We start from the raw sequence: 25219 nt of genomic DNA on the forward strand, positions 1-25219 counted from the left end.
TTTATTTCACTTCGATCAGCTCATAGGAGCGGGTGCCCACGCCCATCTTTTCACAATGGGCCAGGCAGACTTTCCAGTCGGTGACAGGCATACTGTTGATAAAATGATCGTGGTGGTCGCAGAAGCCCTCCTTGTGCATCTCGTCATCCAGATGGGAGCCGGGGATAGGGGGCTGACGCAGGCAGGCCTCGGCGCAGGCCTGGTCCAGAGCCACCGGATCAAAGGAGGCGAACATACCCACATCAGGCACAATGGGCAAATCGTTCTCCCCATGGCAGTCACAATAGGGGGACACGTCGATCACCAGGCTGATGTGGAACTGGGGCCGGCCGTCCACCACAGCCTTGGCGTACTCCGCCATACGGCAGCTCAGCTCCTCCATGGCCGCGTCGTTGCCGGCGTGGATGGCGTCAAAGTTGCAGACCGCGATACACCGCCCGCAGCCTACGCACTTGTTCCGGTCGATGACAGCCTTCCGGTCCTCCCCATAGGACAACGCGTCATGGGCACACTGGGTGGAGCATTTGCGGCAGCCCACGCAGCGGCGGGCGTTGATCTCCGGCTTGCCCTCGGCGTGCTGCTCCATCTTGCCCCGGCGGGAGCCGCAGCCCATGCCCAGGTTCTTGATGGCGCCGCCGAAGCCGGTCTGCTCATGTCCCTTGAAGTGGGACAGGGAGATAATCACATCGGCCTCCATAATGGCCTTGCCGATCTTGGCCTCCTTGATATATTCCCCGCCCTTTACCGGCACTTCCACATCGTCGTTGCCCCGCAGGCCGTCGCCGATGATGATCTGGCAGCCGGTAGACATGGGAGAGAAACCATTTTCATAGGCCGCATCCAGGTGCTCCAACGCATTCTTGCGGCGGCCGGGATAGAGGGTATTGCAGTCCGTCAGGAAGGGTACGCCGCCCAGGCTCTTGACCACATCGGCCGCCACCTTGGCGTAATTGGGCCGCAGAAAAGCCAGGTTGCCCGGCTCACCGAAATGCATCTTGATGGCTACCAGCTTCTTGTTAAAGTCAATCTGATCGATTCCCGCTGTACGAATCAGCTTTTCCAGTTTATTCAGCAGACTGGTTCCGGGCTGGCAGCGGAGATTAGAAAAATAAACCTTCGCCTGTTCCATCTCCCATATACCTCCTAAATTCCAATTGTTAGACAAACCTTATTTTATACCGGCTTATTCGTTCCCGCAAGGTCTTTGTGCTCAAACATCATAACAAAAGCAATGATCAGCGGTGGGAGACTGATCAAAACTCCTGTCTGCCCCATGGCGCCCGCACAGAGCGCGCCTAAAGCCGCTCCGGCAATAAAGCATAAGATAATCCCGTAATACTGAACCGCCCTTGCCCAGTGGTCCCGCTCTCCGCTTTTGAGATATAAAAACAGCCGCTCCGTGCCGCTGCGCAGATTTCCGGTACACATCGTAGTGGCAAAGGCGTTGCCGTTGACCTTGCGGAAGCTCTCCACCTGGACGGCGCACACGAAGGACACCGCCACATTGGCCAGGCTGTCCAGGCTGGATGGCAGAAAGGCTACCACCGCCAGCAGGATCAGCTCCAGGCCTACAGTGAGCTGCCGCCAGTGTACACCGCCGGAATAGCGGAACCGCTGCTTGATCAGTTCTGCCACAATAACTCCCACGGCAAAGGCCAGAATGGGGATCAGGTAGTGCAGCACCTGCGCCCACTGGCCCTGGATCAGCCGCACGCCCAGCAGCACGATATTTCCAGTCTGGGCGTTGGCAAACACGCCGCCTCTAACCAGGTAGGTATAGGCGTCCAAAATTCCACCCGCCACCGCCAGCAGCGCCCCCAGCCGAAAGCTTTCAGAGGTTTGCTTTTCCATATTTTATCCGTATCCCTTCACATACAGACCGGGGCAGGCCTCTGGCCTACCCCGGTCATCCGGATTGCTTCGCTCAGAACGGAAGCCCCAAGCCTCCGGTCAGCTGCTGCATACTGGAGGCGGAATCGCTCTCTGCCGCCCGCAGCGCCTCGTTGACAGCCGCCACAATCATGTCCTGCAGCATCTCCACGTCCTCCGGATCCACCGCGTCCGGGTCAATGGTGACGCTCTCCAACACCCGCTTGCCGGTCACCGTAGCGGATACCGCCCCGCCGCCGGCCGCAGCGGTATAGGTCTTGGTCTCCAGCTCCTGCTGCATCTTCATCATGTCCTGCTGCATTTTCTGGACCTGCTTCATCATGTTCATGTTCATACCGCCGCCAAAGCCGCCCATGCCCCGGCTGTTGAATCCCTTTGCCATAGGTCGCAACTCCTTTTATTCTTCAATAATAATATTATTAAACTGCTGGCCCAACGCCAGCAGATCATCCAAATTGTCATGCTCTGCCGCCGGAACCTCATCGGCCTGAGGCGGCGCTTTTCCCACCTTCACCAAACAGCGCACCGGTCCACCGGTCTGCTCAGAGGCCAGCCGCGCCAGCTCCTCCAGGATATGGGCACCGCCCACCATGCTTTTGGTAAATTCATTCTCCACCCAGAGGGTGAGCACGCCGTTCTCCAGCCGGCCCTGCACTGACGCTGGATTGTTCAGGAAGGGGTAGACCGCAGGGAATTTGCCCTTCACCAGTGTTACAAGCCCCGGCCAGATGTCACCCCTGTTTCCGGAAGAAGCGGGGACTTTGGGCGTGTCTGCCGCCCTGTCCTCCGGTACGTTCCGGTCATCCGGCTCCGGCGGTTCCTCCGGCAGCGGAGGACGCTCCTCCTCTTCCCAGGGGGGGAGGTCTTTCGTTTTGGCCGGTGCGTCCTGACGCGCCGGCTTCTGCTCCGGCACGCTCCGCTTCAGCGGTGCGGAGGGCACTGTGCAGGTAACGGGCACGCCGCCGGCCAGCATCTCCTCCACCCGGCTCAGCCGCACATTCAATCCGGTCAGGCTCTCGTCCAGCGCCGGCTGGCACAGCCGGATCAGGCACAGCTCCGCGTCGGTGCGCCGGTTGGCGCTGCGGGGCAGGTCCGCAATGGTGCTCTGCAGCAGGCCCAGAATCTGGACCAGCCGGGCAGTCTGAAAGGCATTGGACAGCTTACGCATGGTGTTTTCATCATAGCCGCCGGTAAGCAGCGCGGCACCGCCCTGGGGCGCCGTCTTGCGCACCAGAAGGTCCCGGGCCAGGGCAGACAGCTCACCCAGCAGGCTGCCCACTTCCTTTCCCGCCGCATAGAGCCGCCCCAGCGTCTCCAGCGCGCCGGCGGTATCTCCCCCGCCGATCTGTTCCATCAGGGCCGCGGTCTCCAGATTGCCCGCCAGGCCCAGGGCGTCCAGCACTTCCTGCTCCCCGATGGGTCGGTCGGTCACCGCGCACTGGTCCAGCAGCGACAAAGCGTCCCGCAGGCCGCCGTCCGCCAGCCGGGCCAGCAGTGCCGCCCCCTCCCCTCTCAGTTCCAGCCCCTCTTCCCTGGCCACATAGGCCAGGCGGGCGGCAATGTCGCCGGGCAGGATGCGCTTGAAGGAAAACTGCTGGCACCGGGACTTGATGGTGGCAGGCACCTTGTGCAGCTCCGTGGTGGCCAGAATAAACATCAGATGGGCCGGCGGCTCCTCCAGGATCTTCAGCAGCGCATTGAATGCCGCAGTGGAGAGCATATGGACCTCGTCCACGATGTACACCCGCTTCCGCACGGCGGCCGGGGTGTATACCGCCTCATCCCGGAGGGCACGCACCTGATCCACACCGTTGTTGGACGCCGCGTCCAGCTCCAGCACATCCAGAATGGAACCGTTCTCGATCCCCAGACAGGAAGGGCACTGGTTGCAGGGGTTGCCGTTTACCGGGTGCTCACAGTTTACCGCCCGGGCCAGGATTTTGGCGCAGGTGGTCTTGCCGGTGCCTCTGGTACCCGTAAACAGGTAGGCATGGGACAGGCGGCCCGTGGCCACCTGCCGCTTCAGCGTCTCGGTAATATGTGCCTGCCCTACCACATCGTCAAAGGTGGTGGGACGCCATTTTCGGTACAATGCCTGATACAAACCAGTCACCTCAAGCCATTAGAGAATGATATGAAAAGGAGGGGCGGAGGATGCGGAAAGCCGCGTCGCTTCGCCCCTCCCCGATCTCGTCCGGGACATGGCAAGACCGCACACCGGCCTTTGGAAACACCGCTATGTCCGTTACCCTGGCAGCCGGCTCAGGAGCGGGAACCCCGCGGCACAGATCGCGGTCCGCTTAGTGCTGCTCGGTTCCCCGCCTGACACGGTTCACGGGGCGGCCTTGCGCGGGACCGATCCATCATCACTGCTTACCAGGGTCAGACAACACAGCGCTGTTCCGGGGGCCGGGATTCATCCCTGCTGTAGCGGGTTGCAGGTACAGGGCACCGCTAACTCCCCGACTAGTGCGGCCTTGCCGCGGACCGGACGCATCAGCGCCGTCCCTCGGAAGGCTGTCTTTGATATCATACATCATTTTTCCCGATTTATCAATATCGCTTTTATCTTTTTTTAAAAAAGGACTTTACAACCTGATAAATTATGCTATAATGTTTTGGTGTTGACGCCATCGTATGAATATGGGCCTATAGCTCAGCTGGGAGCGCGCACGGGCCAGTTATATGCCCCCTCTTTTGGGCCGGTGGCTCACATGGCTCCCATCCGGTTCGCATCCCTTAGATTAAAACTTCATATCGTCATATGTTTGGTCCGGTGACTCGCTTGGCAGTCAACCGTGGCAGATATATGGGCCCATAGCTCAGTTGGGAGCGCACGCGGGCCAGTTATATGCCCCCTCTTTTGGGCCGGTGGCTCACATGGCTCCCATCCGGTTCACATCCCCTTTTATTAAAACTTCATACCATCATATATTTGGTCCGGTAACTCGCTTGGCAGTCAACCGTGACAGATATATGGGCCCATAGCTCAGCTGGGAGAGCGTTCGGTTCGCATCCGAGAGGTCGAGGGTTCGAATCCCTTTGGGTCCACCAAAGACAGGCTTGTTCGTGCAAGCCTGTCTTTTTTATGCCGTGATATATACCAAAGGCTGCTCACTTGTTCCCTGATCCTGGCACTCTGTTGCCATTGTGCGGAACTCCTCAAAGGAGACATTAAATTCAATCTCCAGTGTGTAATCTCGATAGACATAAACAGATTTGATAAACTGGGAAATAATCATCTTCTTGGCAGCAAAGTTACAGTTGTCATAGAGGTCAGCCCAGGTCTTTATCTTCTCATACTCTTTCCGCTCTACATCAGCGTTCGCAAGATGAATGTCCAGTTCTTCCCTCGCTGCCTCCACCGCGGCCTCAAGCTCTGTTACCTCGGCCTTCGCCTTGCTGACAAGTTCGTTCAGAAACTCCATATCAAACTTGCTCTGCCCGCGAATGACCTTGATTCCTTCGTTTTGGTAATCAACCAGTTCTCTTTGCTTTTCTGCTAACTGCACCGTTGCCAGATGGTGTCTTGCTTTTGCCAATTCGATGGCTTTCTGGTTCTGTTTCGCAACAATATCTTCCCCGGACGCGGCACTGATTTTAGAAAGCTGATAGCGCACGATCCGGTCTATAATCCCATCCAATTTCTTTACTCCATAGCCTGACTGTCCATCACATTCTCCCGGATGACGGACATTATAGTGACACTGATACCTGGCGCGAACATCATGGTAAATACTTCCGTCCTTTCGCACCCGGTTTCTGCCTCCAGTGGTTAAAGTCAGCCGATTTTTACAATGGCCGCAAAAAATATTCCCTACCAGGAGAGATTGTCCTTTCAGGTTCAATGGGGTTTCTGCATGGTGTGTCGTTCTGTCAGACATGATTTTCTGTGCCCGGTCAAAGGTCTCCTGGTCTATAATCTGTAATTCTGGAATAAATGCCGACTGTGCATCCCCATTCCGTATTACTCCCGTATAGATAGGGTTCTTAATGATACGGTTGATGGAGGTATTCGGAAAGTTCTTTCCGTTAGGCTTGCGGATTTTCTTTTCTTCCAGATATCGGGAAAGACGCTGGGCACCATATCCCTCGTTCACATACTTGTGAAAAATCAGTTGAATGATTTTCGCGGCATCTTCGTCTACCGCCAAATCAAAGACTTCTTTGTTCCGCTTATTGGTACGGCCTCGCTTATCCAGGCGATAGCCATACGCAATAGAGCCGCCTGTATAAAAGCCGCTCTCTGTAAGCTGCTCCAGCCGGGTCTTGGTGCGTACAGAAGTCTTGATACTCTCACCCGACGCTTGCCAGTAGCGTATGTAGTTCAACAGCTTATCTACATGATTGTCAAACCGCTGCTGTCCCTCTGTTGCACTCCAAACTTCAATTCCATTTCGCACAAACCACTCAACAATGAACGGAGTTTCATCATCCTTGCGGCCCAGGCGGTCAAACATATAGACCAAAAGAATATCAAACTTTCCCTCTACCGCGTCACGCTGAAGCTCCTGGATGGCGTCTCTTTCTTTTGCAGATTTCTTAAAGCCGGAAACGCCTTTCTCGTACACTTCCTTTTCAAGTTTCCAATTAGGGTGTTCTGCAATAAAAGCCCGGCAAAACTCTCTCTGCATAGGAATGTCGTTTTTCTCAACCTGTCCTACCGTAGATACACGATAAAGGCAATCGACTCGCACTACATTTTCCATAACATACACCTCATTCGCTATGGGAACAGTGTATGTATCCTTGTTTTCTCTATTTCTCTATCTATTTGTCAAGGTACACTTCACACTATTATTATAGCATTTTTTAGTCGTTTTTGCAAGAAATAGAGTATTTTTTGTCAAGAAAGTTCTGATTTACAAGGGTGCCTTTCACCTTGTCCATTACACCGGGGACAGGCTTTTCTGCATACCGCATAATTACAGTGCAGCCATCAATCGTGATTACTTCACTCGGAAATTGTTTTGTCTCCAAAGGTTTCATATTCTTCTCCCATCTTTTGCGTCTCACGGTGAGACGCAAAAAGCCATATCATTCGGAGTGTCCATTGATAGGTGCAAGTAAGGATAGACAAGCCAGCGGCGGGTGGCAACCGCTCCATAGGCAATAAACCTCCCCCCATTCCCGTGGGCGGGGCGTCCTACGCTGTGACGCATAGCCGACGCAAGTAGCATGATCCCGTATTTGTGTCATGGCCTGCGGCTTTGCCAAACCGTGTTACGCTGCTGGTGTGGATCGCTCCTTTCTGCCGGAGCTGTCACCTCCTTTCCCGGCAGAAGATCCCGGCGCACCCAGCGTTTGGCTCAACAGAATACGGCAAGTAACTGGCTCGTCCTATTCAGTTGTCAGAAAGATCGAAGGAATAAAACTCGTCCTTCACTTACCGCCGTTTTTGGTTCCGTTCTGCACCCACCTTTCCAAAAATTTTTTTAGAATTTTTTTGGCTGCCAATATTCTCTTGGATATATTCTGGTGTTTGACCTTCTCTTGCGCCGCAATTTCCTTTATGGTCAGGCCCTCCACACAGTAGAGCCAAAGACGGCGGCGTTGAGGCGCAGTCAGGCAGGCATCCAGGCCCTCGGCCAACAGGCGGCATAGGCGGGCCCGCTCCTCCTGGTCGTATTGATCCATGACTTCCGTTTCGGCAGAGAGCACCGCAAAGGATAGTTCAGCCAGTCCTTCCAGTGAAATTGTCCGGTTACTGTGCCGGTGATCCGCTTTCTCAATCGCGTGGTAGTTTTCATCAGACCAGCGTTTCCATTTTTCAAACTCCTCCGCACTGGAGAAGTCGGCACGGGTCAGGCGGATATGTATTCCGGTGGCGCTTTTGCATACGATGGCGTCCGGGTCCTTCTTATTCAGAGCATAGTCACTATTGCGGTCAAACATATTGGCTCCTCCTTTAATTTTCGTTGATTCGTGGATGGTCAACGAAAATCGGGAGGAGAGCGGCAGGAATATCTTTTTCCGCCAAAATGCAAAAATTTTTCTAAGTTTTCAATGGTTTTTCCGAGCCGGGATAGGTCAGTGTAAAAATCATATCCATACCTCGACACTTCATCCCAATATCTTCCAGAATTTTCTGGGGGATACTCGGATAACTTGTCGAGAAATAAATGAGGCGCAGACAACCGGTTGGTTGTCTGCGCCTTTGTTACGGCATATATGTAATTAGGCGGCGATTTGCCTGTGTGATGAATTAGGTTAAAAGGGATTGCACTTCATTTCTATCCCTCAATTCCTTAGTTATCTAATATCCCTCTTTGCCAATTTGGCAGCAGTAGCAATTACACCAAAAAGGAAAAAGTACACGAACATTACCCGAGGATAGAACCATATATATTCCAGCATACCAATTCCTGAAATAGCGCAGAGCGCGCCTACACCAGCAGCCAAAATATTCCTAGCTTCTTTATTGGTGCTAGAGTAGAACGTCTTTACACCTATTTTGAGCTGATATATCACCGATGCAAGAAAAGTAATTACTCCCCCAAAACCTAGCTCAACCCATATTTGAAGATAATGATTATGAGTATGGATAGGGTAATTCCCATCAAACATAGGCGGATAATGTTGGAATACCTCCGTCATAACGTCAGTGCCAAGCCCTATACCTCGCATACCATAGTCGCGGATAAGATAGACAGTTTCTTCATAAATGCTAAAACGGTACTGAAGTGAGCTATCTTCAAAATTTCCAATCGTAAGAATACGATTCATTATACTTTCAGGCAGTAAAGGTAGCGCAAGCAATCCCACCAAAAAGAAAATAGGCAGAAATCTCCAATTCATCATTGCCAGAAATATCATTACCGCCATGCCAAGTCCAACCCAACCAGTACGAAAGTAAGTAAGGCCAATAGCGATAAAACAAATTGCCATAGAAATAAACACTAGAGTTCTGCCTATCCATGTCTTGGAATTAAGTAGCAATGCCAATGTAAAGGGCATAAGCATAACCAGTATTTCTCCAAAGGCATTTGGGTTATCAAAAAAGGAATATACTCGTCCAGGCATCCCAGGGTTGAGTGCCATATCTTGTTGTGAAGGATTGACCTCAACTCCCTGCCAGCCCTGATAACAACCATAAAGGGAGGCGATCACTAGCCCAATATTCGGGTCGGGCGAAACTAACCTTCAAGTGTCGGGAGTTCGCAGCCATACCTAGTCGGAAAAGATAAAGCCACTACCGATGCTCTTTTAAATCCTGTACACTGGAAAGTGCCAACAACCCAGCGGAAAGGAAAAGCGATGAAAGAGCAAAATGGTAATGGCTTTGCACCAAGTATAGCACAAGCCATAGAAGAAATGAAGGCAAAACAGGGAGACTCCTTTTCTTTGGAACGCATCAACTTAGCGGAGTTAGAACGACGAACCGGCGTATCTCGTAGCAGACTGCGCAGACTCAAGAGAAACGGCTTTCAAGACTTGCCTCGCAGCACTAAAGGCAGTAGACATAGGGTCACAAAACTCAGCGGTTATACTGGCCTGTTGGACAGCTTGCTGCGCCAAGGCGTTAAGAATTCCTCTGTCGTATTGGAGCGTTTGAAACAGGCTGGTTTTGAAGGAGGGGCGACCATTGTAAAAGAGTATATTGCCGCTCACAAGGACCTCATTCCGGCCAAACGCCAGTTGGTTGCGCCGCAGGGAAATCGTGGCCGCCGGTACGTCACAAAGCCCGGTGAAGCCTACCAGATGGACTGGGGATTCACGGATGTCTTGGATTACAACAGTCGGACCTACCGCGTTGCCTGCTTTGCCATGATTTGTCACCACTGTGGCCAGCGGTATATTGAGTTCTTCCCCAACGCCCGGCAGGAAAACCTGTTTATTGGGATGATCCATGCTTTCCAGTACATGGGGGTTCCGAGATTTGTATTAACCGACAATATGAAGAGTGTCGTGCTGCACCGGGATCTGGAGGGACATCCAGTCTGACAGAAAGACTACGACACCTTTATGCAAGCGCTGGCTTTCGAGACAAAACTTTGCAAGCCACGGCATCCCTTTACCAAGGGCAAGGTGGAGCGGTTGGTTCGCTTTGTGAAAGACAATTTCCTGGCTGACCGAGTATTCTGCGATCTTACAGACCTGAATTGGCAGGCACTGGAATGGTGCAACAAACAGAACGAAACATACCGCCGTACTGTGGATGGTGCGCCTCAAAAGATTCACGAAACTGTATGCGGAGAACAACTGCGTATGGTTCCGGAGGATGCCATCCGATTCTATCTCTGTCCGGAAAGAAAAATCTCCTTTGATGGCTTTGTAAATTACGAGGGCAGGCGTTTCGGTGTACCCTACAGCTATCCTGGTGCAACAGCGAGAGTAGAGCGCAACGGTGATTTGTTGCGCATCTATTCTGCTGATCTGAAGGTACTGCTGGCTACACATACCGTTACCTGGAGCCGCACCGACAGTTTCTGTGAGGGACAGTACGAATCCTTGGCACAGCCAGAAGAATTTCCCACAGCGCCTGTACAAACGCAGATTTTTCAGTTACCAAAACCCTCTCAGGATCTATCCTTTGCCAAATTCGATTTTGACAAGGAGGACCAGGTATGAAAGAAACAATCTTTGAGCAGGTGGCGTCCGCTGCTTCTGTTTTGAAGCTGGATCTTTCCGCTGAGGAATTCGCGCTGTTCGCAGAAGACCGGGAATTCTCGGAAGCGGGAATGGAGGCGGTACAGATGCTGCTCGGCTATCTTAGCGAAAAGAAACAGCAGACCACCATTCAGACCTTATTGAAGATGAGTCGTCTACCCACAAAAGCACCCAAGACCTTTGAGAATTTTGACTTTTCGTTGCTCAAAGGGAAAGATGTGGAACGCCTGAAGGTTTTGTCCTCCTTGAACGCTATCTACTCTCACCGCAACCTGGCCTTTATTGGCCCGGCAGGCACAGGCAAAACGCATTTGGCTCAGGCTTTCGGATACGCCTGCTGCCAGCACGGGTTGAAAACCTATTTCATTAAGGCATCTGAACTCCGTGACAGATTCACAGCAGCCCGACGTTCTGGAAAGACTGATTCCTGCCTAAATGGTCTTGTGCGCCCTTCTTGCCTGATTATTGACGAGATTGGCCACTGTGCCTTTGACAAGGAGAATACCAGGCTGTTCTTTGACCTGATTGACCGGCGCTACAACAAGGAAGGCAGTTTCAATATGATCTTCACCAGTAACAAGAATCCGGCTCTCTGGCGTGAGGATTTCGAGGAAGACGCTACCTTGCTGTGTACGCTGGACCGCATCTTTGACGATGCCACTGTGTTTAAGCTGCGTGGTGAAAGTTTCCGCGGAAAGAAACTGGAGACCGTCTCACTGCAAACTGGCAGGGTACCTACAGTTGAGCCGGCAGTAACGAAAGAATAACTAATCTATGAGTGCTGGGTTGTTGGCACTCTTTTTGTTTATTCTACTAGCTCTGGGGTTCGCCGACAAAAATTGGTTAAATACTCCCGACAAAATATGGTCTCGATCTCCCGGCGCTAACACCAATCAAAACGATAATTAGCATAAGCTGAAGCTGTTTTGTACTTTGGATTGTATTAACTAACATGATAGTAACAAGAAAAGCTATCACATAGAAAACTAAGAATCGTAATGAAAGGCTGTTTTTGAGCCCCTGCATAAAACCGTTAGTAAAATCTGTTCCTAAACTACTAAAAAAACCATATAAAACTAATCCCATAAATAACAAAAAATAGGGACCTAATGTAGCGAGTTCTAACCGACAATCTGGCCTTGCCATCGAGCCTACAAGAAACAGTAGCAGAATTAAAATCATGATACATAGGGCATAGAGGTTATTCCAGTTTCTATGAGGAACAATGAGCATAACAAGCATGAAAATGCCCAGCAAAAGATAACTTGAGGCTCCTATTGCTGAAACCACACGGAAGGTAATACTATTGCGAAAATAATTGCTTCCAATCTTGTAAATTCTTTGAACAAACGTTATTGGCAAATTAACAATCAATATAAGGACATGATAGGTAATGCTGCTAGACAAGCGTTTTGGAAGAATCCCTTCACGCCATACTAATTGACAGAACCAGCTTCCAGTTATGTTACGGCTCAACGCAAGGCCAAATTGTACAAATATTTTCCTCAATACACTATCTTTCCAAATGCTACACAATAAACTCCAACAGGTAATAAAGAAGCACCCTATGACACTATTTTGTATAATTTTCATAATGAGACTCCACTTGGATCAGATCTTTAGACACAATCAAAACCAATTTTGGAGAAAAACCTTCCTGGCCGGAAGATAGCTTCGCCTTGGCTTCCTCATACCGCATTATCCTTTTTTTTGCGAACAATTCTAAATATTCCAATGAACATAAACAGCATACTACAAGCCCAGCAGACTCCAGCAAGTCCAACCCGTAAAGAACATTCTTCCGTCAACATTGGATGATTATCTGGAACAGTAATAAGCCCAAATAAATACTTAAATGTCAGGATTAAAAATATCAGTTGTACAACAAAAAATAATAGGTTCAGGTTATGAGAACGAATAAAGAGCACTAATAACGCAATAAAAGATAGTATTGCTACGACAGTAAAACCGACGAGGAGGAATAGTGGCACCTCGGCTTCAAATGCAATCATAAAAATACTCCTATTACAATAAATTTGGACAGGAAAGCCGGGCAGCCAGTCCGGCTTTCCCTCCATCTCGTGCCTAAGCTACAATAAGAGGAGCAACTGGCTGACCACTCACTCCTTGGGCTTGTAAGTCCGTACGAAAGACTGTCAGCCATCCTCTTGTTGTAGCGTTCGATTTCAGCAGGTTGAGCCACCGGATGCCGGGGAGTTCGCGTCACCCAATAGATTGAATCGGCAACGAGAAAAGATGGATTCCGGTTGCAGATTCTTTAGTATTGGAGGAATGTGGATGAACAGCGTTGGCATCGATGTTTCCAAAGGGAAAAGCATGATCGCCGTCATGCGCCCCTTCGGTGAGGTGGTGGTTTCACCCTTTGAAGTGCGACACACCGCCAATGAACTGAACGAACTGGCAGGGCTGCTCAAAAGTTTGGACGGTGAGACCCGTGTGGTGATGGAATCCACGGGTAATTACCACGCGCCGGTGGCCTGGCTGCTCCACGACGCGGGACTTTATGTCTCCGTAGTCAATGCAATGCTGGTGCATGACTATGGGAACAACAGTTTAAGACGAGGCAAGACTGACAAGAAGGACGCCGTGAAACTGGCCAACTACGGCCTTGACCACTGGCTCACACTACCGAAATATGTCCCGGAGGAGGACACCCGGCTCATGCTGAAGAACTGCTACCGGCACTAACAGCAGTATTCCGAAGTACGGACCATGCTGAAGAACAGCCTAACCTCCCTGCGGGACACCGCTTTCCCTGATGCAAACCGCCTGTTTACCAGTCCACCCCGCGCCGATGGCAGCGAGAAGTGGGTGGATTTTGTAGCCGCTTTTTGGCATTGTGAGTGTGTCTGTGGTTTGTCTAAAAAGGCCTTTACCACCCAATACCAGAAGTGGTGCAGAAAGCACGGCTACAATTTTAGCGAGGATAAGGCACTGGACATATACGCCTCTGCATGTGGACACTTCGGTGTCATGCCGAAAACGGATACGGCAAAACTTTTGGTAGAACAGGCTGTTTCCCAACTCCGGGCAACTTCCGCCGCGTTAGCTGCTCTCAAGCAGGAGATGCAGTCCCTGGCCGTTTCTCTACCGGAGTATCCTGTGGTGATGGAGATGTTTGGTGTTGGCCCAACCCTCGGCCCCCAACTCATAGCTGAAATTGGCGATGTACGCCGTTTTCATTCCAAGAAAGCGCTGGTGGCCTTTGCAGGCATTGACGCCCCACCTTACCAATCTGGACAAGTGGATGTCCGTAGCCGTAACATTTCCAAGAGAGGATCTGCCTCACTGCGAAGGACGCTCTTTCTGGTGATGGGGGTCCTCCTGCAATGCGCTCCAATGGATGAGCCGGTCTACCAGTTCATGAACAAGAAACGCTCTGAAGGTAAGCCCTACCGTGTCTACATGATGGCCTCCGCCAACAAGTTCCTGCGCATCTACTACGCTTCTGTGAAAGCCTACCTGGATTCTCTGGAGCATGGCTGATTTCCCAGCTCTATACTGTCTGGCTGACCGCCATTTTTTGAAATGCACAGCGGTTTAATTTGGTGCACCCTTTTCCTTTGCTCGTTTCCTTTGAAAGTTTTACTTGACTTTTGTTAGCAGGTCTNGGAGCATGGCTGATTTCCCAGCTCTATACTGTCTGGCTGACCGCCATTTTTTGAAATGCACAGCGGTTTAATTTGGTGCACCCTTTTCCTTTGCTCGTTTCCTTTGAAAGTTTTACTTGACTTTTGTTAGCAGGTCTTTCGTTTATTTACCAAATCATATAATATTCATACAGAATAAGTAATCTATTGTATATTTACTGCTTGTACCACTTTATCAAATAAATTAGGTTAACGAGCAGAAAAACAGACCAATGAGTAACTACAAGAAACGATATCGTCTCAACTGCGTAGTTTGCATCGTTCAGAACCATGAAAAAGGCTGTGGGAAACAACAGCAAAAGTACGATACCTGTTGCGATAAAACTCGTTGCTAAAATGCCGGTTTGATATTCATCATACTTCTTTTTCCGAATCAGCGACAACACAAGTATGCAGAGTGTGACAAGCAGATAAATATAGCCGATATACTTGAGATTGCCTTGTCTCAAAAATACAGTCCAGCCATTCCAAAATGCACTGCTCAATGACTGTCTGTGATCAAGCATGCCTAGAAATTCATCGTGGCCGCTTGTAATGATGAATATTGCTGCATAGAAAACAGATATGATAGTGATGACGGCAGCATTGATATACGGATTTTGCAGTAGCTTCATTTTCTTTTCCCCCCTTCAAAATCAAATAATTCTTCTATACTTAAATCAAAGAGTTTCGCAAGATCATACGCCAACCAAATAGAAGGATCAAATTTTCCTGTTTCAATGGCGTTGATTGCTTGCCGAGAAACCCCTACCTTTTCCCCTACTTCTTTTTGTGTCAGCCTTTTGGTCTCACGCATTTCTTTCAGTCTGTTTTTCAAAAAAGTGCCTCCTCGTATGTCAAGCCAACCTGACACAATAGTTATACAGTAAATTGTATGTCGTGTCAAGTAAACCTTACTTCAACCACATATAAATAGGTAAGTCTTGGTTATTTGCTACAAAGATTGAAATCCCCACACAGGCTTTCGGCGCATCCATGGAAACTATGTTTAAGATTGTGAAAGTGCTGGAATTCCGGTATTCAAATTATATGAAGATTAAAAAAACTCACGGTGAGACCTCATTCCGACAGGAATTGCGTCTCACCGTGAGATTTATTTTATTCCCCGTAATACAAGGGGCGCCCAATGGAGGTAAAGCCCTCCAGGCCGGTGATAACCACATTGTTGGCTCCGCTTGCGCAGTGGACAATCAGCAGATTGCCGTTTTCGTCCCTGCCGCCCACAATACCGACATGAGTATCTTCTGGATAGAATACCAGATCGCCGGGCTGGGCCTCCTCCCAGGAGATAGAGGTACAGTAGGTGTGCTGCATACGAGCACCACCGCCATGGCCGATAACATATTCGCCGTTGCTGACATTATAGAAAGTCCAGTCCACAAAGCCGGAACAGTCCAGCCCATAGGGCCGATAGGTGCCGGTGGTGGAGTTGCCGTCCGCCCACACCTTGGAGAGCTGCCCCCAGCGGGAGTCCCAGCCGAGAACCAGGGATTTTCCTCCCCAAAAGTAGTTGACCTTGCCCACCAGCTTGCAGGCGGTCTCCACCACCGCACGGCGCTCCGGGGAAAGATCCTCCGGGAGATTTTGCAGAAGTTCCACTGCGTCTGCCTGGGTGATAGCAAGATCCCCCAGCAGTCCATCCAGTGCGTCCAGCTCCTCCAGCAGTTCGGTCAAGGTTTTGTTTTGGAACTCCGAGAAGGAATAGACTGTCCGCATATCATCGGCGGTTTTGGGAGTAATGGTGATATGAAGGATCGTTTCTGTGGAGTTCTCCCCTTCCACCGTCTCCGTCTCTGTGGTGATTTGACACATATCCCAAAAGACAGCACGCAGGCGCTCTATCCGATCTGGGGTCAGCGCGGCTACATCCACACCATCGTCCCCTCCGGCGGTTTTGACAGCAAAGACAGCCACCACCTCTTTCCAGGCCGGGGGTTGTCCCTGTATGTCAATGCTGTCATAGTCTCCCGTTTGCAGTGTTTCCAGCTCGTCCGCAAGTTCAACATTGATTTGCGCAATCCCTGCATTTAATGGAATGGCGTCTCTGGATGGCTCATTGGAAAAGAAGATCCCAAACGGAGAGGCCAGAAGTGCCGCAATCAAGGCCATGACTGCCAGCGCCGCTACCAAAACCACGCCGCCTACCAAAGATACCAACGCACTGACAAGTGCTGCCACCGCTTTTGTCACTGCAACAGCGGCCTTTCTGGAAAGTTCCGCGGCAGCCTTAGCCGTCTGCTTGGATTTTTGCAGCATACTCCGCTGGGCGGCGGTCTGTGCCTTCCGGCGAGCACGCTCCATTACTTGCTTGGCTGCGGGCGTCCCTGCGGTCTTTCGGGCAGTTGTTTTGACCGCATTCGTTGATACCTGGGCGGATTTGTCCATAGCTTTTCGTGTCTTGGGTGTAAACGCCCCACCGGGCGGCTTTTCTTTTGGCCCGGAGGAGCGCCGGGGGCGCTCCTTGATGGATGGATTGATGGATTGATTTCCGGGAGAGCGTTCCTTTTTTGTAGTGTATGTATTTTGGGGAGTACCGCCATAATGAGGGACTTCCCGGAATTGGCCGTTCTTTGGATGATCGGTTCTGACGGAGCGTTCCAACTTCTCCATGGTCTGTTGTTTCATCTGGGTCTCCGGGGTAAGCTGTGATCCATTGTGTAAGCTGTCCGGGGTATTGGGATGAATGGTTTTCCCATCTCTCAATGTATCATTGGCAGATGGGACCATATCTGTTCTCTCCTTGGGATGGCGGCCGCTTTCTTTGATTTGTTCCTTCCGGACCTTGGGACGGTGCGCCGGGTACAGCAGTCGATCAACTGCCTTTTCGGCTCGGTATCCCACTTCTTCCACAGCGTCCATCCCCGCCTGAACACTCTGTTCAGCCGCCTGGGTGTCAGGTGTTGCGGTGCTGCTATTGTCCCGTTGACGCTCCACCAGCCTACGGCGAAATTTGGCGGTTATTTGCCGCAGGGGGCCTTTTGGTTTCCACTCTTTGCCAGTGCGCTTGATTTTATTATCAGAACTACGTTCTTTTAACTTAGGCATGATCCACCCCTTTCTTTTGGACTATTCAATGTTGCTAGACGATATCTCGGATATTTTTCATTTTTGTTATGGTTGGTTGCTCCCTTTGAATAAAGAAAAGAGTGATTGTGGAAGTCACTCTTTTCCTGTTAGTTTATCTTGCCCTATCGCCTACAATTCTGGTCAAGTATTAAATGCTTTTGTATTATCCTTTGCATCATTTAACTGGATATGTTATAATTTGTAACCTAATAGTTAATCATTCAAAACCTAATCTACTGTATAGAAAGGATTATATTTAATGAAATTCGAGATGATAAATTCATTTGGTCACCCAGTTCAGTTTATGGATTATTTTCTCTTTTTTACATTTGTTTTAATGCTCTATAACTGCATCTGTATGCTTATGGTGTTTGGGAAACGACAAACAAAAACTGGTTGTCCAGTTCGTCTATTTGTGAATTCAACCATTGTTTTTTTACTTCATTTGCTTATTTGTGGTTATGCTTGGCAGTATTCCATGTGGATAGAGGCAGAACCATGTACTGATATTATTGCACAGATTGGAGTTATGACTTGGCTGTTTGTAACGCCAATTCTATACTTCATTATCATAGTCGCTTTTGCCGTTTTGTGTATTTATTTATTTATCGAATGGAGAAAACTCGATAAATTATAAATAAGTACATATTATTCCATATTAACTCGCAGTCAACAGGACGAGGTTCTTTTAGTCCTTTATTTCGTCTCACGATGATATCTGGCTTTATCTTTGTCCAGCACCTCCGCAATACCCGCCATGAGATAATCGGCACAGGGTAGCGCAATAGAGTTGCCTAGGGCACGATACCGTTGAGTGGAGCTGATGGGCTTGCCGTCTGCGCCGTACTCCGTCCAACCCTCCGGCAATCCCATCATGCGCTCGGTCTCCCGTTCCGTAGGGAAACGGATGCACCCCCCAAAAGGATCATCCTCAAACCAGAAGGCAAAGGGCGTGACCACCCCAGCTAAAACAGTGGGAAAAGGGTCAGTTGGAAACCCAAAGCTGTCTCGGAATTGGACGTGTTCCTGCTTTTTGGATGCCCCCCGCATACGGAACAGTTGAAAGGGTCGGAGGATGGGTACGCGCCCCCCTGTTTCAAGAAAAGGGCCTCGATTTCCGGCGGAGGCGGACAACCCGCCCGCTGGGCCAGTTTCAGAAAGTAGGAACATTGGGCGGGGCTTAAACAGTATTTCGTGAGCACGCTGCCCTCCAAAATCTGCCACGAGAAAGATACGTTGCCGTCGTGCCAGGCGGGGGCTTGCCCAATATTGGGCGTCCATAAGCCGCCAGGCCAGATCGGGACATCTCCCTCGCACCATTCCGGCATTTGCCCATCGACCAGAGGGAGGAACTGAAAACGTGGCGTCTTGGAAGGATCGGAGCACGGCCAGAAAATCCAGCCGGTCATTTGATGAAAGAGCTCCCATGACGTTTTCCCAAAGAGCGATAATTGGAAATTGACCTCCAGTGGCACACCTCATTTCTTTGATAATTCGGATTGCATGATGAAACAGACTTGATTTGGCTCCAGCCAAACCGGAACGGTCTCCGATTTGAGACAAGTTTTGGCACGGAGAACCAAAGGTAAGAATGTGGACGGCGGGAATCTGTCCGCCGTCCATCTTTGTTATATCCCCCAAGTGCTCCATCTCCGGGAAATGCCGCCGGGTGATGGAGATGGGGGCTTTTTCAATTTCGCTGGCCCAGAGCGGCACGATCCCGTGACGGCTGGCCGCCAGTGGAAATACTCCAATCCCGTCAAACAAACTGCCCAGGGTCAGCGGCGGCTCGTTTTGCGTCTCACGGTGAGACGTGATTTCCAGCGCCATATCAGTTTTCTCCCGGTGTGGTGGACATGAGCCGATAGAGCTCGGTATCCTTGGGAATGGAGTTGTTGAATGGGACCAGGGAGCCGCCCATCTTCAAAAGGCCGTGTCCGGGCTCCGCATTGGTGATGTAGCCCATCTGTGTATCGGAGATATGAAGGAGCTTGCCCAGCTCCGCCCGGTCGGTGGCCGCCTGATTGAACAGCAGGAGAAATTCAGAGTTTGCCAGCATGAGCCGGGCCGTTTCGGACTTTAAGCACTCCTCCACATTCTGGGTCGCCGCCGTCATAATGCCTGCGTACTTTCTGAACCGTTTCCAGGCGCGGTACAGAAACTCGCCGGAATAATGGTACTTGAAATACAGATACACTTCGTCCAGGAACACCCAGGTGTACTTGCCGCGTTTTCGGTTTTCCATGACACGGTTCTGGATGGCCTCTAGCGTAACCACCAGGGCGGTAGGACGGAGCTGTTCTCCCATTTCATAGAGGTCCAGTGTGATGATCCGGCTATTCATATCAACATTTCCGGGATGGGCAAAGACATTCAAGCTGCCCTCGGTAATAAGCTCGGCGGCCAGGGCGATTTCGCGGGCCTCCGGGTCCACCTGTTTCAATACCTCGTTGCGCCAGTCGGTCAAGAGCGGCATAGGGGCCTTGCCCCGGCTATGGAAATAGTTCTGATAGACATTGGCGGTACAGCGGTCAATGATGGATTTATGGCTGCCGTTGACCCGTCCCACACCCATCTGCTGCTCCAGAATACTGGTGATAAGCTCCGATTTCATGGCAATGGGGTTTTCTCCATCGCCGTATCCATCCGCCACCTCCATGGGGTTGATGTGATGGGGGCTGCTCGGGGAGATTTCCACCACTGTGCCGCCCAGGGACCGGGTGATGGGGCCATACTCGCGCTCGGCGTCGATGATGATAATATCATCATTGGTAGCCAGGGCCACATTTTCAATCGTAGACTTCATAGCCACCGATTTGCCGGAGCCGGAAACGCCCAGGTAAAAGGCATGGGGAGAAATGAGCCGCTTGCGTTCACATATCAGCAGGTTCTTGGAAATGGCGTTGACACCGTAAGGCAGGCCGCCGGGGTCCTGGATCTCCTGGACCCGGAAGGGCATGAGTACGGCGGCGCTCTCGGTGGTCAGCGTGCGCAGGGCCTTTACCCGGCGCAAGCCGTAGGGCAGCACTGTGTTCAACCCGTCCTCTTGTTGATAGCGCAGGGTGGAAAATTGGCAAAGGTGCTCCCTCCCAATAGAAAGCAGTGCCTCGGTGTCCGCGTCAAGCTGCTCCAGGCTGTCCGCAATATGGACCAGTGTAACCACAGCGAAAATCATCCGTTGATCTCGCTCCGTGAGGTCGGAGAGAAATTCCTTGGTCTCTCCCCGGAGCTGTTCCAGCTCATAGGGAATGGATGCGGTAAAGTTGTTCTTGTCGTTCTGCCGCTGCTGCCAGCGTGTAATATCCGTCTCAATGCCCAGGATACGGCTCTGTACCTCCCGCACAGCCTCATCGGTGGGAATGGGCAAAATATCAATAGAGAGCATGAGGTTTCGCGGGAAGTCGGACAGGTCGGCAATCATCTCGTCTTTGATGTAACTGGCATAGTCCTTCAGAAACAACACCCGGCCCACCTTGTCACCCATCTCAAAGTGTCCGGCCTTGAAGGCAAGTCCATCCGGACAAATGAGGTCCCGGAAGTCGAGCCCACGGCGGATGGCCGCTGTCTGGTCAAAGGTAAAATATTGCTCCTCTCCGGGACGGAAAAAGTCATGGAGGATACGGAGCCTGTCGTGGGTGGTAAGAGGCTTGGCCCCGGAGTCCAGCCGTCCAAAGCCCTTGGACAGATTGGCGTCCACCCGCCGGAAATAGGTTCGGGTCTCCTCGATTTTCCGCTGCGGAATGGAAAGGGTGATGTATTTCTCCTGAACCAGATTGTTGCTTTCGGCGGCCCGTCTGGTCAGGATTTGATTGGATTCCCGACGATAGCGGTCCAGTTCGTCCCCGCGCTCTTTCATCAGGATTTGCCGCTGGAAGTCCACAGGATTGATCCGGCGATTGATGATGGTGATTTTTGCGGCGGCGTCAGTAGGCAGGGAGTTGAGCACCGCGCAGTAGGAGAGGAAAATGGACCGGCGCTCCTCCTCTGACGCGGCAGCATAGTTAATATCCGCAAAGCGCCAGGTACGGCTATGTTTCCGGCCAGTATGCCAAATTCCATCCGAATAGACGCACCGAATGGGAATGGATTGCTGGACGCTGCGGGGAATTACAAAACGGTCTTTCTCACTCTTGTTGGCAGCCAGCAGGGATTTAATCAAAGTCGTCACGCTCCTTTCTCCCCAGGCAGACATAGTAGAAGTTTTCTGATACAAAGCGCCGGGGCTTGGCACAAAGAATTTGAGACTTGATGACAGCCCATAGGAATTGTTCCAGGGTCATGCCATTGAAATGGAAAAAACCGGCCACAGCCACCGGCGCGGCGGCAAGGATACAGAACCAGCCCGCCGTCTCTTTTCCAATTTTGGAGTTAAGGCACAGATAGACACACACAGATAATCCCACAGCCACCACCGAACAGAAAAACTGCCGTGCGGACAATCCAAAAAAGATCGTCTCCTGGTGCTTGCGCACCTCCTTCGGAATTTTGATTTCGATAACATATCACCTCGTATTCCTGCAAAAAGTTGACTATATTAATTAAAAACAGTATAATATAGATAGAAAATGAGCGATAAAATCCAACGATGTGAGGAGGCTCTGTCATGGAAGTTTTCATAACTGCCGGGAAGCAGTTGTTTATTGTGCTGCTTATTCTTGTGTCACTCCCGTTGGCCTGTAAACTGCTATGGTGGCTTCGTCTCTTGCCCTTGGCGGTATATCTTGTTACTACAAAGCTCTTTTTCCCTGTATGGGCAGCAGACCACAGAATCCTGTGCCTGAGCCTCTTTGTGGGATGTATTCTGTTTACGGTCCTGGCATGGGGGCACCGCATTTACCGCAGGAAGCAGGAACAGCGGTTTTGGGAAATACAGATATTATCCGATCCTTCCACCCATTATTGGCCATTCCCAGGGGAAAAAAGTAAAACGGAATAATCGCGTATATGTCATAAGCGGGACAGGTGTTTCCTGTCCCGCTTTTTTATGTTATAGACCCAGCATTTCCTTTACAATCCGATCCGCGCCTTTGACAAGTCCGGTGAGGATAAGCATATTGAAAATGAGCTGTCCTACATATTGCCATACCATACTCACAGCGGAAAGGGATGCGTCTGCCGCTGGTGTGGAGCTGGACAGGAACGCCGAATAGATCAGGCAGGCCAGAACCACTACTGCGCCCTCCATACACACACCGATATAACTTTTCAAAAATGCTTTTCCGCTGGCAGCGGTTCCCTCCCCGGCAAAAGACGCCAATGGAAGGGGGGCCAGGGCGGTGTAGAGATAGAGCCGGAAAAATCGTCCATAGACAGTTAGCAGCAGGATAAAGGACATGATGGTGATAAAAAGGCTGGATAATAGAGATACCAGCCATAGAGGGATACTCTCCAGAAGGCCCAGGCTTTCCACCGCAGTCACGATCTCCGTGGGCAGCGTAGCCGCCGTAGAAATAGAGCCGCCCACACTGCCCATAACGGTATTGACAACACCTCCACAGATGGCAAATATGGCCGTCATCAGTTCCATGCAGCTCCCCACCGCCAGCTTTGCCAAAATAAATCTTATAAAGTGACGCAAGGCAAATTCCGGGCGCTGAAAGTCCCGGAAACTGGCCGCACTCTGGAAAATTCCAATGGCAAAAAACAGGACCAGCAGACCATATCCAACCCCCACCAGGGCGTTATGGATGCCGAGGATGGCGTTCCATATATCGCCGCCCTTGAAGGTCTCCGGCGTCTGGGTCAGAAGGGTCCATATCTCGGCCAGTTTGTCGTTCCACCCGGAAAGCGCGTCCTCCAAAATATTAACGACCCAGTTATCGCTGATAAAGCTGCACCTCCTTGGGGGAATTGCGTCTCACGGTGAGACACAATTCCCCATTTTCTTTTGCATGGCTCATGCCACGCCGATGGTGGTCAGGATTTCCTTGGCAAAGGCAATCAGCAGCCCGCCAAACAGACACAGGAACCCCTGGGTGCGCTGGGAGGCGTCGTGGCTCTGGATGCTCATGCCAACCTGTACCACGCCCCAGCCCAGGATGATGATGCCCAGGGCACGAATGATGGAGAAGATAAAGTCGGAAAGATTGTTGACGATACTGAGCGGATCGCTTGCGGCCATAGCGGGGACTGTCAGGAGAGAAATGGTCAGTACCAAAACCGCCCAAATGCACTGGATGCGGCGTCCATTTTTCTTCGTCAGGGATCGTTTGTTCATGTTAAGATTCCTCCATTTCATCAATGATTTCAATGTCGTCCAAAGATGTAAAGATAAAGTCCAGATCCTCCTCGGCATACAGGCAGCGGGGACTATGGATATATGGCGCGGCCCCGCCGTCTGCGGTGAGCTTGATATTGGGGTGTCGCATAAGGTCATATTTTTCATCAATAACCGGAGCCTCGCCCCGCAGGAGCACCAGGGCATAGCGGTTGTCCAGCATACGCACCTCGTCCGGGGTCAAGAGTTCCCGCCCTGCCTGTTGAAAGTTTTGGGAATAGGAGCCGTTGCGCCCCCGGCTCTGGCTTGAAGTTCTGGTCTCAATGGTCTCCTTGCCCAGCAGCTCCGACACATACTTGTGGGTGCTTTGCTCGTTGCCTCCCAGGTACACAAAAGCGTCAGCATTGCCGATGATCCCCTCCCAGGAGTCTTTGAACAGCTCTTTAAGTTGACTGATATTTTGCAGGATAATGGTGGCCATCACATTTCTGGACCTCATGGTAGCTTGTAAACGGGCATAGCCGTCAGGGAGTGCCACATTTGCAAATTCATCAAACATGAGCCGGACCGGAATAGGCAGGCTGCCCCCATGCACCTTGTCCGCCTGAAAGTAAAGCTCTTGAAATGCCTGGGTGTAAAGCATACCAACCAAAAAGTTGAGAGACACATCGTTGCTGTCAGGAATGACGCAGAAGATAGCCTGCTTGCGTTCCCCCAGTTTTTCCAGCTCCATCGTGTCCGTGCTGGTGATCCGCTGCACCTCCGGCAAGGAGAACGGAGCCAGCCGCACGGCAGCGGTAATCAAAATGCTCATAGCCGTCTCACTGGGAGCCTGCTTAAACACCTTATATTGCCGCAGGGCGATATGGTTTGGGTTTTCCTCCTCCAGCGCCTCAAACAGAAGATCCAACGGGGATTGATAATCGCCGTCGCCCTCTTTCGCCGTACCGTATTCCAGCATGGTGAGCATCATTTCCATGGTTTGCTCCTCTGGAGGTGCCTCATGCAGAAGATACAGCATAAGGGCACAGTCTAAAGCTGTCTCGGATTTCTCCCAAAACGGATCATTGGCATGGGCGTTTTTGGGGGTGGTATTGCGGATAAAGTTCGCTATGAGTTTCAGTACATCAGCATCACTTCGGATATAGCGGAATGGGTTATAGCAGTCGGAGCGATCCGGGTCCACCAGGTCAAATACGCGGATGGTGTACCCTTTCCGCAACAACAACGGAATGGTGCTCCGGGCCAGCTCCCCCTTCGGGTCCGTGCAAATATAGGAGGTGTTGGCGAGATAGATATTGGGCTTTACCACATAGCGCGTCTTGCCTGATCCTGAACCGCCCACAACGATTTGCAGTAGGTTCCGTTGATGTTTCCGGCTGTTCAGGCTCATGCGGATATGCTGGGTGAGGATGACATTATTCTCCTCCTTTTTGTCCCGGTATTTCCGGTCAAGCTGCCTGGCGTCGCCCCAATGGGCGGAGCCATGTTCCTCTCCCGGCCTTCGGTTCTGGCGTGTTGAGCGATAGAGAACAAGGGCAAAGGCATAGATCACCAGCCCGCCCAGCATAAATTTGGGGGTGTGCGGCGTCCAGTGAATGGCAAAGGGGCGTTCCAGCAAAGTGCTGAAACGCCCCATCAGGTCAAATACTGTCATGCCGTCCTCATAGCCATAGGCCAGGATGGCCGATAGCCAGAGGACGGGGACAGCCAGCAGTATCCAGGGAAGGACACCGCTGTTATGTGTCTGTTGTTTCATGGATTT

The 25219-nt window shown here is 51.2% G+C and carries 23 protein-coding genes, 1 tRNA gene, 1 other RNA gene and 1 pseudogene; 7 read left to right on the forward strand and 19 right to left on the reverse strand.

Annotated features, from left to right (window positions below):
• Window position 1: 1 nt before the first annotated feature.
• The 5 genes from E0E41_RS02275 to ffs form a co-directional block, all read right to left on the reverse strand.
• Window positions 2-1129 carry a DUF362 domain-containing protein gene (locus tag E0E41_RS02275; RefSeq protein WP_130868543.1) on the reverse strand — a complete coding sequence of 376 codons (1128 nt, stop codon included), beginning with the start codon at window positions 1127-1129 and terminating at the stop codon, window positions 2-4.
• 44 nt (window positions 1130-1173) lie between these two features.
• Entirely contained in the window at window positions 1174-1851 is a 678-nt protein-coding gene (locus tag E0E41_RS02280; RefSeq protein ID WP_130868544.1) for a YoaK family protein, read from the reverse strand.
• 73 nt (window positions 1852-1924) lie between these two features.
• Window positions 1925-2272, reverse strand: a complete 348-nt coding sequence (locus E0E41_RS02285) for a YbaB/EbfC family nucleoid-associated protein (protein ID WP_130868545.1) — start codon at window positions 2270-2272, stop codon at window positions 1925-1927.
• A gap of 15 nt (window positions 2273-2287) precedes the next feature.
• Window positions 2288-3994, reverse strand: a complete 1707-nt coding sequence (gene dnaX, locus E0E41_RS02290) for a DNA polymerase III subunit gamma/tau (RefSeq protein ID WP_130868546.1) — start codon at window positions 3992-3994, stop codon at window positions 2288-2290.
• Between the two features lie 106 nt (window positions 3995-4100).
• Window positions 4101-4365: signal recognition particle sRNA large type (ffs, locus tag E0E41_RS02295), an RNA gene on the reverse strand.
• Between the two features lie 503 nt (window positions 4366-4868).
• Here ffs and E0E41_RS02300 point away from each other — a divergent pair.
• Window positions 4869-4944: transfer RNA gene (locus tag E0E41_RS02300), tRNA-Ala, on the forward strand.
• Between the two features lie 32 nt (window positions 4945-4976).
• Here E0E41_RS02300 and E0E41_RS02305 read toward each other — a convergent pair.
• The 3 genes from E0E41_RS02305 to E0E41_RS02315 all read right to left on the reverse strand — a co-directional run bounded on the left by E0E41_RS02305 (window position 4977) and on the right by E0E41_RS02315 (window position 9000).
• On the reverse strand, window positions 4977-6599 hold the full coding sequence (locus tag E0E41_RS02305; RefSeq protein WP_087331019.1) for a recombinase family protein: 1623 nt from the start codon (window positions 6597-6599) through the stop codon (window positions 4977-4979).
• Window positions 6600-7272: 673 nt separating this feature from the next.
• Window positions 7273-7785, reverse strand: coding sequence for an RNA polymerase sigma factor (locus tag E0E41_RS02310; RefSeq protein ID WP_087187193.1), 513 nt, complete (start codon window positions 7783-7785; stop codon window positions 7273-7275).
• Between the two features lie 357 nt (window positions 7786-8142).
• On the reverse strand, window positions 8143-9000 hold the full coding sequence (locus E0E41_RS02315) for an O-antigen ligase family protein (RefSeq protein ID WP_242623658.1): 858 nt from the start codon (window positions 8998-9000) through the stop codon (window positions 8143-8145).
• A gap of 147 nt (window positions 9001-9147) precedes the next feature.
• Here E0E41_RS02315 and E0E41_RS18715 point away from each other — a divergent pair, with 147 nt between their 5' ends.
• Genes E0E41_RS18715 through E0E41_RS02325 form a run of 3 tightly spaced genes read left to right on the forward strand, consistent with a single transcriptional unit; the run spans window position 9148 to window position 11267 of the window.
• Window positions 9148-9834: a transposase gene (locus E0E41_RS18715; RefSeq protein ID WP_207303187.1), complete on the forward strand. Its 687-nt coding sequence runs from the start codon at window positions 9148-9150 to the stop codon at window positions 9832-9834.
• Between the two features lie 21 nt (window positions 9835-9855).
• Window positions 9856-10461, forward strand: coding sequence for a transposase (locus tag E0E41_RS18720; RefSeq protein WP_207303188.1), 606 nt, complete (start codon window positions 9856-9858; stop codon window positions 10459-10461).
• Window positions 10458-11267, forward strand: a complete 810-nt coding sequence (locus tag E0E41_RS02325) for an ATP-binding protein (protein ID WP_087296494.1) — start codon at window positions 10458-10460, stop codon at window positions 11265-11267. Before E0E41_RS18720 ends, E0E41_RS02325 begins: the two co-directional genes overlap by 4 nt.
• Window positions 11268-11343: 76 nt before the next feature.
• Here E0E41_RS02325 and E0E41_RS02330 read toward each other — a convergent pair whose 3' ends face one another.
• Together E0E41_RS02330 and E0E41_RS02335 are read right to left on the reverse strand one after the other, a co-directional pair.
• Window positions 11344-12093 (reverse strand): hypothetical protein, encoded by a 750-nt coding sequence (locus E0E41_RS02330; RefSeq protein ID WP_130868547.1) that lies wholly within the window; start codon window positions 12091-12093, stop codon window positions 11344-11346.
• A gap of 95 nt (window positions 12094-12188) precedes the next feature.
• The gene (locus E0E41_RS02335) at window positions 12189-12512 is read right to left on the reverse strand and encodes a hypothetical protein (protein ID WP_087331023.1); all 324 of its coding nucleotides are present in this window, start codon (window positions 12510-12512) and stop codon (window positions 12189-12191) included.
• 286 nt (window positions 12513-12798) lie between these two features.
• On the opposite strand from E0E41_RS02335, the pseudogene E0E41_RS02340 reads away from it, so the two are divergent.
• Window positions 12799-14007 (forward strand): annotated as a pseudogene (locus E0E41_RS02340) (IS110 family transposase).
• Between the two features lie 319 nt (window positions 14008-14326).
• Here E0E41_RS02340 and E0E41_RS02345 read toward each other — a convergent pair.
• The 3 genes from E0E41_RS02345 to E0E41_RS02355 all read right to left on the reverse strand — a co-directional run bounded on the left by E0E41_RS02345 (window position 14327) and on the right by E0E41_RS02355 (window position 16796).
• A complete protein-coding gene (locus E0E41_RS02345) occupies window positions 14327-14785 on the reverse strand; it encodes a hypothetical protein (protein ID WP_087331025.1) in 459 nt (152 codons plus the stop codon).
• Complete coding sequence (locus tag E0E41_RS02350) at window positions 14782-14988, reverse strand: helix-turn-helix transcriptional regulator (protein ID WP_087331027.1); 207 nt, start codon at window positions 14986-14988, stop codon at window positions 14782-14784. The genes E0E41_RS02345 and E0E41_RS02350 overlap by 4 nt, the downstream gene beginning before the upstream one ends.
• 281 nt (window positions 14989-15269) lie before the next feature.
• Complete coding sequence (locus E0E41_RS02355) at window positions 15270-16796, reverse strand: C40 family peptidase (RefSeq protein WP_242623659.1); 1527 nt, start codon at window positions 16794-16796, stop codon at window positions 15270-15272.
• A 700-nt stretch (window positions 16797-17496) separates the two neighbouring features.
• On the opposite strand from E0E41_RS02355, the gene E0E41_RS02360 reads away from it, so the two are divergent.
• Complete coding sequence (locus E0E41_RS02360; RefSeq protein WP_087331030.1) at window positions 17497-17874, forward strand: hypothetical protein; 378 nt, start codon at window positions 17497-17499, stop codon at window positions 17872-17874.
• Window positions 17875-17933: 59 nt separating this feature from the next.
• Here the strand turns inward: E0E41_RS02360 and E0E41_RS02365 are convergent, their stop codons facing one another.
• Genes E0E41_RS02365 through E0E41_RS02375 form a run of 3 tightly spaced genes read right to left on the reverse strand, consistent with a single transcriptional unit; the run spans window position 17934 to window position 21733 of the window.
• Window positions 17934-19067, reverse strand: a complete 1134-nt coding sequence (locus tag E0E41_RS02365; protein ID WP_130868548.1) for a DNA cytosine methyltransferase — start codon at window positions 19065-19067, stop codon at window positions 17934-17936.
• 1 nt (window position 19068) lies between these two features.
• Window positions 19069-21396: a VirB4-like conjugal transfer ATPase, CD1110 family gene (locus E0E41_RS02370; RefSeq protein WP_130870741.1), complete on the reverse strand. Its 2328-nt coding sequence runs from the start codon at window positions 21394-21396 to the stop codon at window positions 19069-19071.
• A complete protein-coding gene (locus tag E0E41_RS02375) occupies window positions 21389-21733 on the reverse strand; it encodes a PrgI family protein (RefSeq protein ID WP_130868549.1) in 345 nt (114 codons plus the stop codon). The genes E0E41_RS02370 and E0E41_RS02375 overlap by 8 nt, the downstream gene beginning before the upstream one ends.
• Before the next feature lie 107 nt (window positions 21734-21840).
• Between E0E41_RS02375 and E0E41_RS02380 the strand changes: the two genes are divergently transcribed.
• On the forward strand, window positions 21841-22173 hold the full coding sequence (locus tag E0E41_RS02380) for a hypothetical protein (protein WP_130868550.1): 333 nt from the start codon (window positions 21841-21843) through the stop codon (window positions 22171-22173).
• Between the two features lie 51 nt (window positions 22174-22224).
• Here E0E41_RS02380 and E0E41_RS02385 read toward each other — a convergent pair whose 3' ends face one another.
• The 3 genes from E0E41_RS02385 to E0E41_RS02395 form a co-directional block, all read right to left on the reverse strand.
• A complete protein-coding gene (locus E0E41_RS02385) occupies window positions 22225-23064 on the reverse strand; it encodes a hypothetical protein (RefSeq protein ID WP_130868551.1) in 840 nt (279 codons plus the stop codon).
• 69 nt (window positions 23065-23133) lie between these two features.
• Window positions 23134-23454: a glutamyl-tRNA amidotransferase gene (locus tag E0E41_RS02390; RefSeq protein WP_224776001.1), complete on the reverse strand. Its 321-nt coding sequence runs from the start codon at window positions 23452-23454 to the stop codon at window positions 23134-23136.
• Between the two features lies 1 nt (window position 23455).
• Window positions 23456-25213 carry a VirD4-like conjugal transfer protein, CD1115 family gene (locus E0E41_RS02395; protein WP_130868553.1) on the reverse strand — a complete coding sequence of 586 codons (1758 nt, stop codon included), beginning with the start codon at window positions 25211-25213 and terminating at the stop codon, window positions 23456-23458.
• Window positions 25214-25219 lie beyond the last annotated feature (6 nt).

The organism is Intestinimonas massiliensis (ex Afouda et al. 2020), from assembly GCF_900626285.1.
Lineage (GTDB): Bacteria > Bacillota > Clostridia > Oscillospirales > Oscillospiraceae > Flavonifractor > Flavonifractor massiliensis_A.